Source organism: Enterobacter sp. WI-ESBL-E8 (assembly GCF_053364895.1).
In genome coordinates this window covers 3,216,846-3,235,322 of sequence record NZ_JBRWXJ010000001.1, presented here as the reverse complement: position 1 = coordinate 3,235,322, position 18,477 = coordinate 3,216,846, and the positions used below count along the sequence as shown (strand labels likewise).

At 60.0% G+C, this 18,477-nt stretch carries 11 protein-coding genes; 3 read left to right on the top strand and 8 right to left on the bottom strand.

Features of this window, described 5'->3' with window-relative positions; translation table 11 throughout:
- Positions 1–20: 20 nt before the first annotated feature.
- The 7 genes from baeR to yegD form a co-directional block, all read right to left on the bottom strand.
- The gene (gene baeR, locus ACWHWP_RS15375) at positions 21–743 is read right to left on the bottom strand and encodes an envelope stress response regulator BaeR (RefSeq protein ID WP_063430477.1); all 723 of its coding nucleotides are present in this window, start codon (positions 741–743) and stop codon (positions 21–23) included.
- Positions 740–2,143 (bottom strand): envelope stress sensor histidine kinase BaeS, encoded by a 1,404-nt coding sequence (gene baeS / locus ACWHWP_RS15370; RefSeq protein WP_047346506.1) that lies wholly within the window; start codon positions 2,141–2,143, stop codon positions 740–742. Before baeS ends, baeR begins: the two co-directional genes overlap by 4 nt.
- A complete protein-coding gene (gene mdtD, locus ACWHWP_RS15365; protein ID WP_447855950.1) occupies positions 2,140–3,555 on the bottom strand; it encodes a multidrug transporter subunit MdtD in 1,416 nt (471 codons plus the stop codon). The genes baeS and mdtD overlap by 4 nt, the downstream gene beginning before the upstream one ends.
- Positions 3,556–6,633, bottom strand: a complete 3,078-nt coding sequence (gene mdtC, locus ACWHWP_RS15360; protein WP_447855949.1) for a multidrug efflux RND transporter permease subunit MdtC — start codon at positions 6,631–6,633, stop codon at positions 3,556–3,558.
- Positions 6,634–9,756, bottom strand: coding sequence for an MdtB/MuxB family multidrug efflux RND transporter permease subunit (locus ACWHWP_RS15355; protein WP_447855948.1), 3,123 nt, complete (start codon positions 9,754–9,756; stop codon positions 6,634–6,636).
- Positions 9,756–10,958, bottom strand: coding sequence for an MdtA/MuxA family multidrug efflux RND transporter periplasmic adaptor subunit (locus ACWHWP_RS15350; protein WP_447855947.1), 1,203 nt, complete (start codon positions 10,956–10,958; stop codon positions 9,756–9,758). Before ACWHWP_RS15350 ends, ACWHWP_RS15355 begins: the two co-directional genes overlap by 1 nt.
- Before the next feature lie 206 nt (positions 10,959–11,164).
- Complete coding sequence (yegD, locus tag ACWHWP_RS15345; RefSeq protein WP_063430489.1) at positions 11,165–12,517, bottom strand: molecular chaperone; 1,353 nt, start codon at positions 12,515–12,517, stop codon at positions 11,165–11,167.
- Between the two features lie 130 nt (positions 12,518–12,647).
- Here yegD and alkA point away from each other — a divergent pair, with 130 nt between their 5' ends.
- Positions 12,648–13,520 (top strand): DNA-3-methyladenine glycosylase 2, encoded by an 873-nt coding sequence (gene alkA, locus ACWHWP_RS15340; protein ID WP_447855946.1) that lies wholly within the window; start codon positions 12,648–12,650, stop codon positions 13,518–13,520.
- Here alkA and ACWHWP_RS15335 read toward each other — a convergent pair.
- Complete coding sequence (locus tag ACWHWP_RS15335; RefSeq protein WP_063957641.1) at positions 13,485–16,814, bottom strand: diguanylate cyclase; 3,330 nt, start codon at positions 16,812–16,814, stop codon at positions 13,485–13,487. The two genes, alkA and ACWHWP_RS15335, sit on opposite strands and share 36 nt — an antisense overlap.
- Before the next feature lie 343 nt (positions 16,815–17,157).
- Between ACWHWP_RS15335 and udk the strand changes: the two genes are divergently transcribed.
- Both udk and dcd read left to right on the top strand, forming a co-directional pair.
- Positions 17,158–17,799 (top strand): uridine kinase, encoded by a 642-nt coding sequence (udk, locus tag ACWHWP_RS15330; protein WP_008500855.1) that lies wholly within the window; start codon positions 17,158–17,160, stop codon positions 17,797–17,799.
- Positions 17,800–17,890: 91 nt separating this feature from the next.
- Positions 17,891–18,472 carry a dCTP deaminase gene (dcd, locus tag ACWHWP_RS15325; RefSeq protein ID WP_447856691.1) on the top strand — a complete coding sequence of 194 codons (582 nt, stop codon included), beginning with the start codon at positions 17,891–17,893 and terminating at the stop codon, positions 18,470–18,472.
- Positions 18,473–18,477 lie beyond the last annotated feature (5 nt).

Here is an 18,477-nt window from a genome sequence, read left to right as displayed (position 1 = left end):
CGGGTTTCAAAGGTGAAGTCTCACACTATCCTGCACGCATCCGCTTCCCATCGATATCCCACGCCATACACCGCGCGAATAAAAGACTGCTCGGCGTCCAGCGCCTCCAGCTTGCGGCGCAGGTTTTTGATATGGCTGTCGATGGTGCGGTCGGTCACGACGCGGTAATCGTCATACAGGCGGTTCAGTAGCTGCTCGCGGGAGAACACTTTCCCCGGCTCGTGGGAGAGGGTTTTCAGCAGGCGAAACTCGGCGGGAGTGAGGTCCAGCAGTTTGCTGCGCCAGCTTGCCTGGAAACGGCTTTCATCGACGATCAGCGGGCTTTCCGCATCCAGCACCTGAAGCTCGCGCTGCGGTTTGCAGCGGCGCAAAATGGTTTTCACGCGGGCAACCACTTCACGCGGGCTGTAGGGTTTGCAGATGTAATCGTCCGCGCCAATTTCGAGCCCCAGCAGGCGGTCAATCTCTTCAATTTTGGCGGTCACCATGACGATCGGCACGTCGGAGAAGCGACGAATTTCCCGGCACAGGGTCAGGCCGTCGGTACCGGGCAGCATCAGATCCAGCAGGATCAGGTCCGGCGGCGTCTGGCGCACGTAGGGCAGCACCTGGTCGCCGTGGTTTATCAGTGACGGGGCATAGCTGGCCGCGCGCAAATAGTCGATAAGCAGCTGTCCAAGCTTGGGTTCGTCTTCGACAATCAAAATGCGCGGTGTGTTTTCGTCAATCGGTAGCTCAGTCATACTTCTCTCGATAAATCCCGTTCCAGCGGTAACTCTACTGTAATGCTAACCCCGCCAAAAGGCGAATGGGCGGCGCGGAGGGTGCCATTATGCGCCTCGACGATGTTAACGCAAATCGCCAGCCCCAGGCCGGAACCGCCGCTGGCGCGGTTTCGGGAGCCTTCGGTACGGTAAAACCGTTCAAACAGTTTTTCCAGCTGCGCATCCTGCACCCCGGGGGCGGAATCCGCGAAGGTGAGGGCGAAACGTCCGTTTTCCTGTTTGCCGGAGATATGCAGCCCGCCGCCGCTGTCGGTATAGCGCAGGCTGTTTTCCAGCAGGTTGTTGAAGAGCTGCATCAGACGGTCCTTATCGCCAAACACTACCGCGCTGTCCGGCAGGGAGAGATCGATTTTCAGGTTACGGCTGGCAAAACGTTCCCGGAAGGCGCCGCTGGCGACCTCAAGCACGTTAATCACGTCGATGGGCGCTTTCTGGTAAGCCAGCGCGCCTTCATCCGACATGGAGAGCTGGTGGAGATCGTCCACCAGCTTGGTGAGCGTGCCCACCTCCGCCTGCAGGGAAGCGACCGATTCGGGCGTAAACTGGCGCACGCCGTCCTGAATGGCCTCCAGCTCGCCGCGCAGCACCGCCAGCGGGGTGCGCAGCTCGTGGGAGATATCGGCCATAAAGTCGCGGCGCATCTGCTGGTTCTTCTCCAGCGTGCTGGCGAGCTGGTTAAAGTCCTGCGCCAGCTTGCCCAGCTCGTCCTGGCTGCGGGTATCGACGCGGGTGGTGAAATCCCCGGCGGCCAGCTTGTGCGTGCCTTCTACCAGCCGTTTTACCGGCGCGAGCAGGCCGCGCGCCAGCGGGAAGGTGGCGAGCGCGGCGAGCAGGGTGGAGAGGGCGACAATCAGCCAGCTTGTCCGGCGCTGCTGGCGGTCAAAGTTAATGTCGGTGTTGCGCGTCAGGCGCTCCACCGGAGAGGCGATAACCCAGCCGACGGTCGCGTTGTTGACCTTGATCGCGCGGCGGGTGCCGTCCGGCGGTATCGGCGCTCGCGGGCCAACCAGCGTGCGCATGTCCTGGTCGATCACCCAGAACTGGGTGCGCCAGCCGTGCGGCGGCATACCCGGGCCCGGACGATCGTCACCCGCGTCGTGCTCCAGCGAGCGCAGGATCTGGAAAACAAACCGGTCATTGTTGCGCAGAAAACGCCAGTTGCCGTGCTGGGCGTACTGTTCACTCAGCGCATCGCTCAGCCCCTGCAGGCGCTGCTCGTTGCCGTGCTTGATGTAATCAATAAACCCGCGCTCAAAGCTGATCCGCACCGCCCAGTGCATGGTAACCAGCAGAACGATACAGGTGGCAAATATCGCCACAAAGAGCTTGCCGGTAATCCCCGGACGCCAGAATTTCATGAGCCACTCCTTTTGCCGCGCCTAATCACGACGTTCTTGCTGGTATCATCCGGCACTCTGGCGAAGATGAAAGCGGGCAGGGCGATAATGACCGCCATGCTGAGATAGGTATATAAAAAGACCTGATGCGCCACCGGCGTGTCGACGCTGAGGTGGTGCTGACCGTACATGCCGAGCAGCAGGCCGGCAATTGTGACGCCCACTCTCATGGAGAGCTGCATAATCATCGACAGCAGGCTGTTGCCGCTGCTCGCCAGCTCGTCCGGCAGGTCTTTCAGCGTCAGGGTATTCATCGACGAGAAGCGCATGGAGTTGACGATCCCCTGGCAGAACAGCACTAGCGGCAGGGCGTAGTACCAGCCCATCAGCGCCACGGCCATAAACAGCAGGCTGACCAGCGCCAGCCCCAGCGTGGCGGCCACCAGCACGTGACGATAGCCAAAGCGGTTAACGACCTGCACCACGATGCGCTTCATGCCCATGCTGCCGAGCACCATCGGGATCATCATCAGGCCCGCGTGAAACGGCGAGAAGCCCATGCCAATTTGCAGGAATACGGGCGTCATAAACGGCAGCATACCGCTGCCGACGCGTCCGGCGAAGCTGCCGAACAGGCCGAGACGGTAGGTGGGGTTGTTAAACAAACTCAGGCTGAACAGCGCCTTGTCGTTTCCTCTGGCGTGCCAGAGGTACCACAAAATGGCGGCGAGGCCGAGGGCGACCAGGATACCCAGCGTCAGGGACGAAATCCCCAGCCCTTTTTGCCCGTCGAGCACGAGGGTGAGCGTTGCCATCCCCGCCGCCAGCAGGATAAAGCCAAAGAGATCGAAGCGACGCGTCTGCATTTTGTAGTTTGGCATCAGGGTCAGCGTGGCAATCGCGCCGATGATGCCCACCGGCAGGTTGATTAAGAAAATCCAGTGCCAGGAGGCGTACTCCACCAGCACCCCGCCCAGCGCCGGGCCCAGCAGCGGCCCCACCTGGCCGGGCAGGGTCACAAAGGTCATCGCCGCCATGTACTGCTCGCGCGGGACAATCTTCATTACCGTTAACCGCCCGACGGGCACCATCATCGCCCCGCCAACGCCCTGCAGCACGCGCGCCATCACCAGCTGGTCGAGGGTATTGGCCTGGGCGCAAAACAGCGAGCCGGTGGTAAACAGCACGATGGCGGTGAAGAAGATATTCCGCACCCCGACTTTGTCGGCCAGCCAGCCGCTGGCTGGCAGCATCACGGCCACCGTCAGCACGTAGGAGACAATCACCATATGCATATGCAGCGGACTCTCCCCCAGGCTTTTCGCCATCGAGGGGAGGGCGGTGTTAACGATGGTCGTATCCAGCGACTGCATAAAAAAGCCGAAGGCGACTATCCATAATTGCCAGCGAACGCTGCTGGGAAGCTCAGTCATTTACCCGGTCACCGTGGTTCTGTTTTTACGCGAAAAGCGCAGCCGCAGGCGGTCAAAGAACAGATAGACCACCGGCGTGGTGTATAGCGTCAGCAGCTGGCTCATCACCAGGCCGCCGACAATGGTGATCCCCAGCGGCTGGCGCAGCTCAGAGCCGTCGCCGCCCGAAATCACCAGCGGCAGCGCGCCAAACAGCGCCGCCAGGGTGGTCATCATGATCGGACGAAAACGCAGCAGGCAGGCCTGGAAGATCGCCTCTTCCGGCGACAGGTTGCCGTTGCGCTGGGCGTCCAGCGCGAAGTCGACCATCATGATGGCGTTTTTCTTCACAATGCCGATCAATAGCATGATCCCGATAAGCGCGATAAGGCTGAACGGCGCGCCGAACAGCTCCAGCGCCAGCAGCGCTCCCACGCCTGCCGACGGCAACGTCGAGAGGATGGTCAGCGGATGCACGTAGCTCTCGTACAGGACGCCAAGCACAATATAGACCGTGGCAATGGCGGCCAGAATCAAAATCACCTGCGAGTTCATCGTCTCCTGGAACACCTGCGCGGTGCCGGCAAAGCTGCCGCGCACGGTGGACGGCACGCCAAGCTGCGTCATCGCACGGTTGATGGCGTCGCTGGCCTCCGAAAGTGACGAACCGGCGGGCAGGTTGAAGGAGATGGTCGACGCTGCCGACAGCCCCTGATGGTTCACCGAAAGCGGCGCGTTGGCCGGTTGCCAGCTGGCAAAGTAAGAGAGCGGTATCGCCTTGCCGTCATTGTTGATCACAAACATCTTGTCCAGGGCGCTGATGTCCTGGGTATAGCGCGGGTCAACCTCCATCACCACCTTATACTGGTTCATCGGCTGATAGATGGTAGAAATCTCGCGCTGGCCGAAGGCGTTGTTCAGCAGGCTGTTGGCGGCTTCAACGTTAATGCCCAGGCGTGACATGGTTTCGCGGTCGTAGGTCAGGGCCATCTCGGCGCCGTTGTCCTGCTGATCGGAGTTTACGTCCGCCAGCTCCGGCAGGGCGGCCAGCGCCTTGCGGATCTTCGGCTCCCACTCGCGCAGGGCGGCTAAATCATCAGAAAGCAGGGTGTACTGGTAGCTGGCGTTCGCCTGTCGCCCGCCGACGCGGATATCCTGAACGGCCATCAAAAACAGGTTGGCGCCCGGCTCTTTGGCGAGCTTCACCCGCAGGCGGTCAATCACCTGCTGCGCCGTTTCGTTGCGCTCTCCGCGCGATTTCAGGGTAATAAACATCATCCCGCTGTTAACGCGTGACCCGCCGGTAAAGCCGGTCACGTTATCCACGGCTTTGTCTTCACGAATGATCTTCATAAAGTCCTGCAGCTTGCCGCGCATCGCCTGGAAGGAAATGCTCTGATCCGCCTGAATACCGCCCATCAGCACGCCGGTATCCTGCTCCGGGAAGAAGGTTTTCGGGATGGTGATATACATCCAGACGTTGAGCACGATGGTGCCGATCAGCACCAGGCCGACAAGCCGGGTATGGTTCAGCACCCACTTCAGCGATTTCCCGTAGCCTTCCTGCATTGCCATCAGGAAACGGCCAAAGCCTTTACGGCGCGGCTGCGAGTGCGGCTTGCTGCGCTTGAGCATCCAGCCGCACATCATTGGCGTGAGCGTTAAGGAAATAACCAGCGAAATACCGATGGCAACCGACAGCGTGACGGCAAACTCCCGCAGCAGCCTGCCCGGCAGCCCGCCCATCAGCAGCAGCGGCAGGAACACCGCCACCAGCGACAGGCTCATCGAGAGCACCGTAAAGCCCACCTCGCGCGTGCCCTGAAGCGCGGCCTGCAGCGGCTTCACGCCGGCTTCCAGATGGCGGGAGATGTTTTCCAGCACCACGATGGCATCATCCACCACGAAGCCCGTCGCAATCGTCAGGGCCATCAGCGACAGGTTGTTGAGGCTGAACCCGCACAGGTACATGGCGGCAAAGGTACCGATCAGCGAGACCGGCACGGCCACCGCCGGGATCAGCGTCGCCCGGCCGGAGCGCAGGAACAGGAACACCACCAGGATCACCAGCGCGACGGAGATAATCAGCGTTTGCTCCACCTCTTCCAGCGAGGCGCGAATGGTCGGGGAGCGATCCTGGGCAATTTGCAGGTCGATCGCTGCCGGGATGGTCTGCTGCAGCTCCGGGAGGCGGGCGCGAATGCTGTTCACCGTCTCGATAATGTTGGCTTCCGGGAGCTTGCGGATCATCAGCAAAATCGCCGGCTTGGCGTTGGTCATCCCGGCGTTGCGCACGTCCTGCACCGAGTCGGTGACGCTGGCAACGTCGCTTAAGCGCACCGCCGCGCCGTTGTTGTAGTGAATAATGAGCGGCTGATATTCCGCCGCGGTTTTCAGCTCGTCGTTGGTGTGGATCTGCCAGCGGTGGCTGTTGTCTTCAATCGCCCCCTGCGGTTTGCGCACGTTGGCGTTGCTGATGGCGGAGCGCACGTCGTCCAGCGACACGCCCTGGTTGAACAGCGCCTGCGGGTTTAACCCCACGCGCACGGCGGGCAGGGAGCTCCCGCCGACGCTCACGTCACCGACGCCGTTAATTTGTGAAATGGTCTGCGCCAGCTGGGTGGACGCAAAGTCGTACAGCTGCCCCTGCGAGTAGGTGTCCGAGGTCAGCGTCAGGATCATGATCGGCGCATCGGACGGGTTAGCCTTGCGGTAGGTCGGGCGGCTCGGCATCCCGCTCGGAAGCAGGCTTTGCGCGGCGTTGATGGCGGCCTGCACGTCCCGCGCCGCGCCGTTAATATCCCGGTCGAAGCTGAACTCCAGAATGATGCGCGTGCTGCCGAGCGAGCTGCTGGAGGTCATCTCGTTGACCCCCGCAATTCGCCCGAGCGAGCGCTCCAGCGGTGTGGCAACGGACGAGGCCATGGTTTCCGGTGACGCACCCGGCAGCGAGGCGCTGACCATGATCACCGGGAAATCCACCTGCGGCAGGGGCGCTACCGGCAGCAGCCGGAAGCCCAGCACGCCGCAGAGGGTAATGGCGAGCGAAATTAATATCGTCGCCACCGGGCGATAAATGAAGAGGGCGAAAAACTTCACTTATGCCTCCTCTTCACGTTTCGGGAAGCGGCTTTTGGCCCACAGCGCCAGGCGGTCAAACAGCAGATAAATCACCGGCGTGGTGAACAGCGTCAGCACCTGGCTCACCAGCAGACCGCCGACCATGCCGATACCCAGCGGACGACGCAGCTCCGCGCCGACGCCGGTGCTGAGCATCAGCGGCAGCGCGCCCAGCAGGGCCGCCAGCGTGGTCATCAGGATCGGACGAAAACGCAGCAGGCAGGCCTGGAAGATGGCATCGCGCGGCGACATGCCCTGCTCGCGCTCGGCGGCCAGGGCGAAGTCGATCATCATGATGGCGTTTTTCTTCACGATCCCGATAAGCAGGATGATGCCGATAATGGCAATGACGTCCAGCTCGCTGCCCGCCAGCATCAGCGCCAGCAGCGCCCCGACGCCCGCCGTCGGCAGGGTGGAGAGGATGGTGATCGGGTGGATAAAGCTTTCGTACAGTACGCCGAGCACGATGTACATCGCTACGACGGCAGCGACAATCAGCCAGATGGTATTGCCCAGCGCGGCCTGAAACGCCAGCGTGCTGCCCTGGAACTGGGTCTGAATATCGGACGGGAAGCTTACCGCTTTTTCAGCGGCCTGAATGGCCTCCACCGCTTCGCCGAGAGAATAATTGTCCGGCACGTTAAAGGAGATGGTGGTGGACGGGAACTGATCCAGATGGTTTATCGACAGCGGGGTGTAGCGCTCCTCTACCGTCGCGATAGCGCTCAGCGGCACAATGCCGCCGTCTTTGCTGGTCAGGCGCACCGAGTCCAGCCCCGCCAGGCCGGGCGTGTTTTCCGTGTTGTGCTCCAGCACCACGCGATACTGGTTCGCCTGGGTGTAGATGGTGGAGATCAGACGCTGCCCGAAGGCGTTATACAGGGCGTTATCCACGTCCGCCATGGTAATGCCCAGACGGCTGGCGGCGTCGCGGTTGACGTTCACATACGCCGCCAGGCCTTTGTCCTGCCAGTCGCTGCTGACGTCGGAGAGCTGCGGCAGAGTGTTAAGCTTATCCACCAGCTGCGGCACCCAGGTGCTGAGCGCGTCCAGCGAGGTGGCCTGCAGCGTGAACTGGTACTGCGTGCGGCTGACCTGGGTATCGATGGTCAAATCCTGAATCGGCTGCAGGTATAGCTCAACGCCCGGCACGCGGGCGACGGCGCTTTGCAGACGTTCAATCACGGCGTTGACGCGATCGTCGCGCTCATCCAGCGGCTTGAGGTTGATCTGCAGGCGCGCGCTATTGAGCGACGGGTTAGTGCCATCCACGCCCACGTAGGAGGTGAGGCTCTCCACTGCCGGATCCTTCATGATGATTTCAGACACCTGCTGCTGGCGCTGCGCCATGTTGGCGAAGGAGACCGACTGCGGGGCCTGAAGCGTGCCCTGAATAATGCCGTTGTCCTGGATCGGGAAGAAGCCTTTCGGAATGAAAATCCACAGCATCACGCTGAGCGCCAGCGTGCCGAGCGCCACGCCGAGCGTCGCCCACGGATGGTTGAGGACTTTCGCCAATACGCGACCGTAGGCGGCAATAATCCGCTCGAACATGCGCTCGGAGGCGCGGGAGAAGCGGTTTTGCTTGCGCAGGGATTCATGGCTCAGCATGCGGGCACACATCATCGGCGTCAGGGTCAGCGACACCACGGCGGAGATCAAAATGGCGACGGCCAGCGTGACGGCAAACTCGCGGAAAAGACGCCCGACGATATCGCCCATGAACAGCAGCGGGATCAGCACCGCAATCAGCGAGAAGGTCAGCGAGATAATGGTAAAGCCGATCTCGCCCGCGCCTTTCAGCGCGGCCGCCAGCGGTTTTTCGCCTTTCTCGATATAGCGCGAGATGTTCTCGATAACGACGATGGCATCGTCCACCACGAACCCGGTGGCGATAGTGAGCGCCATCAGCGTCAGGTTGTTGATCGAGAAATCGAGGAACACCATGACGGCAAACGTGCCGACCAGCGAGAGAGGTACGGCGACGGCGGGAATAATGGTCGCCGGAACGTTGCGCAGGAACAGGTAAATGATCATGACCACCAGCGCAATCGCCAGCATCAGCTCAAACTGGGTATCGGTGACCGACGCGCGAATATTAGTGGTGCGGTCAGAAAGCACCTTCACGCTGACCGATTTCGGCAGGCTTTCAATCAGCTGCGGCAGCATGGTGCGGATGCTGTCGGCGGTTTCGATGATGTTGGCCCCCGGCTGGCGCTGGACGTTCATGACGATCGCCTGCTGCCTGTTGGCCCAGGCCCCCAGCCAGCTGTTTTCCGCGCCTTGCTCCACGGTCGCCACATCGCCCAGACGCACCGGAGCGCCGTTCTGATACGCGATAATCAGCTGGCGGTATTCATCGGCGGACTGCATCTGGTCGTTGGCGGAGAGTGTGACCGCGCGGGTTGGGCCGTCCAGCGAACCTTTCGCCGAGTTGACGTTGGCATTGCTGATGGCGCTGCGGATGGTTTCGCTGGTCAGACCCAGCGCGGCAATCGCCTGCGCGTTAAGCTTGACGCGAACGGCCGGGCGTTGTCCGCCCGCCAGCGTGACGAGACCGACGCCGGAGACCTGAGAAATCTTCTGCGCCACGCGCGTTTCGACCATGTCTTCGACCTGGGTCATCGGCATGGCGGAGGAGGTGACGGCAAGCGTCATGATCGGCGGATCCGCCGGGTTTACCTTGCTGTAGACCGGTGGGTTAGGCAGGTCCGACGGCAGCAGGTTGGTGGCGGCGTTAATCGCGGCCTGCACCTCCTGCTCGGCGACGTCCAGCGACAGCGTAAGCTGGAACTGCAGCGTCACGACGGATGCCCCGCCGGAACTCTGGGAGGACATCTGTTTTAGCCCCGACATCTGGCCGAACTGGCGCTCCAGCGGGGCGGTGATGGCGGAGGTCACTACGTCCGGGCTGGCGCCGGGATAAAGCGTCACCACCTGAATGGTTGGATAATCCACCTCAGGCAGCGCCGACACGGGCAGAAAGCGATAGCCGATAATCCCGGCGAGCAGGATCGCCACCATCAGCAGCGTGGTGGCGACAGGACGGAGGATAAACAGGCGTGACGGCCCACCTGTAGAGCCTGGCGGCATAACCTGCATCAGGAGGTCGCTCCCTGTTTCGCCGGCTCAACCACTTCCACTTTGGCCCCTTCGGTCAGACGGTCGATGCCGTCGGTGACCACGCGGTCGCCAGCGGAAAGCCCGGCGGCGATGACCACCGTCTGGCTGTCCTGAATCCCGGTTTTCACCAGATGTTTACTGACCTTATTGTCGCTGTTCAGTACCCAGACGAAGTTGCCTTCGTTACCCATCTGCAGCGCGGCGGTGGGGATCACCACCGCGTTCTCTTCGGTAGCGACCAGCATTCGCGCGTTGACGAACTGGTTCGGGAAGAGGGCATCGTCCTGGTTGTTAAAGCGCGCCTTCAGCTTGATGGTGCCGGTGGTGGTGTCGATCTGGTTATCCAGACTGAGCAGGGACCCTTCGCTCAGTTTCTGCTTGTTGGTGCGCTCCCAGGCTTCCACTACCAGGCCTTTGCCGGCTTTTTGCGCCTGCACTACCGTCGCAATGTCGCTCTCCGGTAGGGTAAAGACTAAATCAATCGGGTGGGTCTGGGTGATCACCACGATGCCCGTGGTGTCGCCGCTTGAGATCTGGTTGCCGATATCAACCTGCTTCAGGCCGACGCGGCCGTCAATCGGCGCGGTGATGCGGCTCCAGTCCAGCTGCAGCTGTGCGCTGGCGACGGCGGCTTCGTCGGCTTTGATGGTGCCCTGCGTTTCGCTGACCAGCGACTGCTGGGTGTCCAGCTCCTGACGAGAAACGAGGTTAGTTTTCACCAGCTGCTGGTAGCGCGCTAAATCGCGCCGGGCGTTGGCGAGCGTGGCTTTGTCTTTCGCGAGCTGGCCCTGCGCCTGGGCGAGAGCAACCTTAAACTGGCTTGGGTCGATTTCCGCCAGCAGATCGCCCGCTTTGACCTGCTGGCCTTCCTGGAAGTGAATAGCCATCAGCTGGCCGTCGACGCGGCTACGCACCGTCACGGTGTTGGCGGCGGTAATGGTTCCGAGACCGGTAAGGTAGCGTGGAACGGCCTTGTTCACCGCCGTCGCCGCCTGGACCGGGGCCAGCGCGCCGCCGCGCATCCCGTGACGCCCTCCACCTGCCGGGCGCTGTGGCTGGCTGTTGGCACCGGCGGGGGGGATGGAGTTCGCGGATTGACTGTGCCAGTACCAGGCGGCGGCAAGGACCACCACAATGATGCCAGCGGCGATTGCCCAGCGGGATTTATGATTGCCTTTCATCGTTATACGTTCTCATCCTGAATACTTCGGGGAATGATACTAGTTTAGTCAGGCAACACAGCGGAAAAATGGAGGAAATATGGAAGACTGTCAGGAATGGTCTGAGTATGGTGCTCTTTTTAGCCGGGTGGCGCTTCGCTTACCCGGCCTACAGCCGAGGGTTTTGTAGGCCGGGTAAGGCGAAGCCGCCACCCGGCGCAACGACATTAGCTAAACATCACCTGCGCCCAGCGCGCCAGGCCCGCGGTAACGGAGCCAAAGTCATCCCCACCTGCAATCGGGATCCCCGGCAGCTGTTCCGCCAGCGCTTTCTTGATCAGCGGTGAACGGGCGCTACCCCCGGTCAGGTAAATCACGTCAGGCTTCTCTTTGCCGTTCTCCAGCGCCAGCTGCACCTGTTCCAGAATACGCTGCAGCGGCTGAGCGAGCGCCGTCTCCAGCCCCTCCTGTGAAATCGCCGTGGCCAGTTCGTCGCTGATAAACGGCAAGGACACCGCATGTTCAGCGCGATCGGAGAGGGCGATTTTGCTCTCTTCCGCAGTACGCACCACGCGGTAGCTGAGGCGCTGACGCCACACTTTATACAGCAGGGCGACCTTATCGGCGTCCTGGGCATCGCGCACCAGATCGTTAAGGAAGCGGCCGTTAGCGGTGCTGTAAAAATCGCTCTGCGCAGGCACGTCGTTGATGGCGATAGCGTTCCACCATGGCAGGATCGGCAGAGCGATCCCTTTCTCCGTTTGCCCGCCCATGCCCAGCAGCGGCATCAGGCTCTTAAAGGCCAGCGCGATGTCGAGGTCGTTACCGCCTACGCGGCAGCCGCTGTGCCCCAGCAGGCTGTTTTCGCGGTCGCGACGGTTATGCCACTGCGGCCCCATCAGCAGCAGCGAGCAGTCTGTGGTGCCCCCGCCGATGTCGACCACCAGCACGCGCTTCTCTTCCGACAGCGTGGCTTCAAAGTCCAGCCCCGCCGCAACCGGCTCGTACTGGAATACCACGTCGCGGAAGCCTGCGCGGTGCGCCGCGCGCTCCAGGATCCCCTGCGCCTGCTGGTTGGCCTCATCGCCCCCCAGCCCCTGGAAGTTGATTGGCCGGCCAATCACCGCCTGGGTAATCGCATCTGACACCTGCGTCTGTGCCTGATTGCGGATGTGCAGCATCATCGCGCACACCAGGTCTTCAAACATCGCCACCTGCTGCGGCTTCAGGCCGCTGGCGCCGAGGAAGGACTTTGGCGACTTAACGAAGTAGACCTCTTCAGGATCTTCAATGTAGTGCCCGAGCGAAGAGAGGCCGAACTGCACGCTGGACGGCGTAACGTCGATATCTTCCTCGCGGTTGAAGCTGACAGCACGGCGCAACAGCGCCTGGGTTTCCGCCGCCGAAGCCGGAACCTGGTGGTGGCGGAACAGCCATTCGCTGACCGCTTCGCGGGTGGGCGCGCAGAGCATTGACGGCAGCAGCGTGCTCTCTTTTTCCATTTTCAGGAGCTGTGGTTGCCCGTTTTGCATAATCGCAACCGAGCAGTTTGCCGTACCGTAGTCGAATCCAATAAACACGATTGATCCCCATGCCAGTGAGAAGGGGCGAGACTTTAGCGGAATGCCCGTCCGGCGACAACAGGAATATGAAAGCAAGGCAAAACAAGACCTTTCCGTTTATGCTGTGGAGAACCTAAAAGGAGAGACGATGTACACCCTGACCTGGCTTCCCCCTTACGACTGGCAGTGGATGTTTGGCTTTCTTAGCGCGCGTGCGGTGGCGGGCATTGAAACCGTCACGAGCGACTACTATGAGCGCAGTTTTGCCTGCGAAGGACATCAGGGGATCTTTCGCGTTACGCCGGATATCGCCACCCACACGCTGAGCGTGACGCTCAGCCCAGGGTTAATCCCGGTTGCGCAGACGTGTCTTGAGCGCATCGCGCAGCTGTTCGATCTCGCCTGCAACCCGCAGCATATAGCGGAGACGCTGGGCGACCTCGGCGCTGCCCGGCCGGGCTTGCGCTTGCCGGGGGCGATGGATGCGTACGAGCAGGGCGTTCGGGCGATTCTCGGACAGCTGGTGAGCGTGGCGATGGCGGCGAAGCTGGCCTCGCGCGTGGTGGCGCTGTGCGGGGAACCCGTGGCGGATTGCCCTGGCTATCTCTGCTTCCCCACGCCGCAGGCGCTGGCGGCAGCGGACCCGCTGGCGCTGAAAGCGCTGGGCATGCCGGTAAAGCGTGCGGAGTCGTTGATTCATCTGGCGCAGTCGGTCATCGACGGGACGTTTCCGCTTTTCCCGCCCGCGAATATTGAGGAAGGGATGAAGGCGTTACAACAGCGGCCGGGAATTGGTCGCTGGACGGCAAACTACCTGGCCCTGCGCGGCTGGCAGGCGAAAGATGTGTTTCTGCCGGATGATTATCTGATTAAGCAGCGCTTCGCCGGGATGACGCCCGCGCAAATTCGCCGCTACGCCGAACGCTGGCAGCCCTGGCGCTCTTACGCGCTGCTTCACATCTGGTATACCGACGGATGGGCGCCGTCAGTTGATGGCGAAATAGCTGGTGTTAAGAAGTAGATCCAGCGGCTGCGGCTCGGCGATGGTATCGCCAAAGATAAAATCAATGCCGATGCCGGAGAGCGTATCCATCATGATGGGCTGATTGCAGGGGCCAGCTATGGTCTTCATGCCCAGACGCTGGGCATGGCCCTGAACGATGGTGACCATCATTTCATCCATCAGATTGCCGTAAACGTTGGTCACCACTTCCGCGTCCAGCATCAGATAGTCGGCCATGTTCGCGCTCAGGTGGCTAAAGACGTTCATGTCGCGGCCCACCTGGCTGAAAATGATGCGACAGCCCGCCTGGCGAAGCTTTTGCAGACCCCGCTGCAGGTTCTTGTCCGGATTGCAGACCACGTCGGCAGAGATAACCAGGTGCAGGAGACGGCCCGGCATCGGGCTTTTATCCAGCAGGTCGAGAAGTTCATCGACCAGCGTCACGCTGGCTAAACCGGCCTCAGAAAGGGGAAGCGCGATACCCATACCTTTACTGGCGATCTGTGCCGCAAAGGCGCGGAAAAACTCGCTAAAGATACGTCTGTCGAGGGCGTGAAAAAGCTCAGGCTCCGCCAGGCCCGAGCGGAAAGCGTGCTCTTCCTGAACTTCGCCCTGGCTGGTCCACAGGCGTAATGAAATCAGCCAGAAATTACTGCTTTCCGGAATGCGCGGGGAGGCGACGCTGCGGGCAATCATCATCAGGTGATTGTCTTTAATCATGTGCCACTGCTCGTCAAGCGACATCATGCTGCGCGTGCTGCGATCCCGCTCCTGCTGGGGTTCGTAAACCGTCACCATGCCGCGTCCGCCGTTTTTCGAGGCATAACAGGCAATGTCCGCCTGTGACATGATCTCCGACGCCTGATGGTTGTTTTCATCTATCAGCGTGATCCCGGCGCTGGCACCTATCCGGTGCAGACGGCCTTCCCACATAAAGTGGTAGTCATTGATGGTCTGGATCAGGCGGTTGGCGATATAGCGTGCGCTTTCAATATTGCAGTCCGGCAACAGTAACCCGAATTCGTCTCCGCCCAGGCGCGCCAGCACGTCGCTGGAGCGAAGCATGGTCAGCATTAAGGAAGAGAGTTCCCGCAGCAGCGCATCGCCGGCGGCATGGCCTGCCGTATCGTTGACGGCCTTAAAGCGATCGAGGTCGATAAAGACCAGGGCGTGACGCTGGCGCGTTTCGCGAACGGTCTGCAGGAGCCGCTTGAGATGGCTTTCGAAGCTGACCCGGTTGGCGAGGTGGGTCAGGGCATCGTGGGAGGCGCTGTAGCTCAGCTGGCGCAGCATTTTGCGCGACTCGGTGACGTCCTGAATTACGATAACGGAACCAATACTCTGCCCATCCAGCGTGCTGAGCGGCGTAATGCTGTAGTGAATATCGAAGTTTCCGCCGGTGCGGCAGTTCAGGACCACGTCCTGATCGATATCGGAACGGGACATATCGCCGCTGTGAATATTCTCCATCAGCGGCCCTTTTTCACCGAAGGTAATGTGTAACACCGTCAGGACCGGCTGGCCAATTGCCTCGGCCTGCAGCCAGCCGCTCATTTTCTCGGCGACCGGGTTCATAAAGGTAACATTCATGTTGATATCGGTACACAGCACCGCTTCACCGATGGAGTCGAGGGTAATGTGCAGGCGCTCTTTTTCCTGGAAGAGGGCCTCGTTGAGCTGCTTCACCTCGGTCATGTCCATGTTGATCCCGAGCAGACGCTCAACTTCACCCTGCTTATTCAGCACCCGGTTCGCCAGGGAGCGAATATGGCGCACGCCTTCCTTCACGCGGATGCGGAACTCCAGCTTAAACGGCAGGCGGGAAATCAGAGAGTCCCTCAGGACCTGCTCCGCGTGGGCGCGATCTTCCGGCAGCATCGTTTCATGCCAGAGCTGCCAGGTGGGCTTGATGTGCGGCGGAATTTCATACAGCTCAAACATCCGCTTATCCCAGCTAATAACGTCTGGCTCCAGATCCCACTCCCAGATGCCGATGCCGCCCGCTTCGTTAGCAAGCGTAATGCGCTCCATCAGGCGCTTATTGACCCACTCGGTCTGCTTCAGGTCGTTAATATCTTCAATCTGGGCGATAAAATAGAGCGGCGAGCCGTCGGCATGACGCACCACGGAGACGGCCAGCAGCGCCCAGACCACTTCTCCGTTGCGGGTGTAATAGCGCTTCTCAAGGGTGTAGGTATTGATCTCGCCGTTGACCAGCTGTTCAAGCTGTTCCAGGTCGGTATGGAGATCTTCCGGCCAGGTGAGCTGCTGGAAGGTCAGTGCCTGAAGCTCCGTCTGGCTGTAACCGAGGAAATTGCACAGCGCCTTGTTGGCCTGAAGCCAGTTGCCCTCAATGCTGACCAGCGCCATGCCGATGGCGGAATACTCCATCGCATTACGAAAACGCTCTTCGCTTTCGGTGATGTGTTTGCGCTCGGCGCGGAAGGCATACATCACCATGGTCATTACGTTGGCCGGCAGGAGCAGCATCAGGAACGGCAGCCACGGTGCGTTCATCATCGGCCCGGCGTGCTGGGTTGTCAGCGCCACCGGATTGCGGGCGATCATCAGCGAGACGACCATCACGGTGACCAGAAATACCATGAACGCTTCCATCCGCGGCAGGCGTACGGCGCTCCACATCAGCAGAACGATAACGCAGGTAAAGGGCCACGGCAGCCAGGTGATGGCGGCCCAGCTAAGGACTAACGTGACGGCCAGCGTAGTTAGCGTTTCCAGCAGCAGTCTCGGGTCACGGTGGCGCAGCAGATAATGCGGTTTAAACAGCAGTCCCAATGGCACCACCGCCAGCGCGCCAATGGCTTCTGACAGCACCCAGACGAAGAAATTACGCAGCGGCTCAGGGCCGGGCGCCACCAGAGTAACGAGAATGCCGCCCACCAGCGGCGGGACCAGCGCGCTGCCGATGGCTACGCGGATCCAGTCATTCAGATTCTGCAGCGGGTTGTACCACGGAAGTAATTTGCGCAGGAACACCGCGCCGATAACGGCCTCAATCACGTTGATTGAAGGGTAGATGAGGCTTACCGATCCCCACGAAAACAGCATCCACGAGGCCAGAATATTGCCGAAAGAACAGGCCAGGGCAATGCCCGGCCACATTTTTCCGGCATGGCGGTAAAACGCCACCATCATAATGGCGGTGGGAAACCAGAGCGGGGCCAGCAGCGTGCCGAAGCGGGTGAGTTCCAGCGAAAATAAGGTAAAGATAAAGGTGACCAGGCCCAGACAGACAAGTCGTAATAAAGGATGTGGGGTGGTAACCAAAACCCGCTGGTATTGTTTATTCATTACCGCTTTATCCAGAGACGCCATGCCGTCAGGGAAGATGTTCGAACGCGTGAATTTGATAATTTGGTTTATGCTAGTACAAACAATTTACAATTCATATGGCGACTGCTCAGAATTTGACACCATAGACTTATTAAATAGTTACTCCGCGAGAAAAAAAGGGTAAGCGCTGAAAAAACGTTCATTTAAATTTCACTCAGGGAGTAATGCGCCACTTTTCGGCCAGTCTCGCAGAACCTGTGCATTCGACTGGTATCACGCCCGCGAAATCCCTATAATTGCCGCGTTTGACGCTCCGGCGTCGTCCTTCCTTAACATCCAGGTTAATCAGGTCGCTAAATTTATGACTGATAAGTCTCATCAGTGCGTCATTATAGGCATCGCCGGCGCATCGGCTTCAGGTAAAAGTCTAATTGCCAGTACGCTTTATCGCGAACTGCGTGAACAAGTAGGTGATGAGCATATCGGCGTCATTCCCGAAGACAGCTATTACAAAGATCAATCCCATCTGTCGATGGAAGAGCGCGTCAAAACCAACTATGACCACCCCAATGCGATGGATCACAGCTTGCTGTTCCAGCATTTAGAAGCGCTTAAGAGCGGCCAGGCGATTGAACTGCCCGTTTACAGCTACGTAGAACACACCCGCACCCAGGAAACCATCCGCATCGAGCCGAAAAAGGTCATTATCCTTGAAGGTATCCTGCTGCTGACCGATGCCCGTCTGCGCGAGTCCATGAACTTCTCGATTTTCGTCGATACCCCGCTGGATATCTGCCTGATGCGCCGCATCAAGCGTGACGTTAATGAACGCGGCCGATCGATGGACTCCGTCATGGCGCAGTACCAGAAAACGGTCCGCCCGATGTTCCTGCAGTTTATTGAGCCCTCCAAACAATACGCCGATATCATCGTGCCGCGCGGCGGCAAAAACCGCATCGCCATTGATATCTTAAAAGCGAAAATCAGCCAGTTTTTTGAATAAGCCGCGTGAATTGTGTACCGTTCAGAGATAACCTGGTTTTACCCTGAGCGCTTACCGCCTCAGGGTACGATGCATGAAAGGAGAAAGTGCCGTGCGTCTTTGCGATCGCGATATTGAAGCCTGGCTGGATGAAGGCCGTTTGTCTATTACCCCGCGTCCACCCGTGGAGCGTATCAATGGGGTGACCGTTGATGTACGGTTGGGGAATAAATTCCGCACCTTTAGCGGCCATACTGCACCGTTTATTGACCTTAGCGGGCCGAAGGACGAAGTCAGCGCCGCGCTCGATCGCGTGATGAGTGATGAAATCGTTATCGACGAAGGCGAAGCTTTTTATCTGCATCCGGGTGAACTGGCGCTGGCGGTGACGTATGAATCCGTCACTCTGCCTTCGGACCTGGTCGGCTGGCTTGATGGCCGTTCTTCGCTGGCGCGACTGGGGCTGATGGTTCACGTAACCGCGCACCGTATCGATCCAGGCTGGTCGGGGCGTATCGTGCTGGAATTCTTCAATGCCGGTAAACTGCCTCTGGCGCTGCGTCCCGGCATGATGATCGGTGCGTTAAGCTTTGAGCCGCTGTCAGGCCCGGCAGACAGGCCTTATAACCGCCGGCAGGACGCAAAATATCGCGACCAGCAGGGTGCGGTTGCAAGCCGTATTGATAAAGACTGATCGTT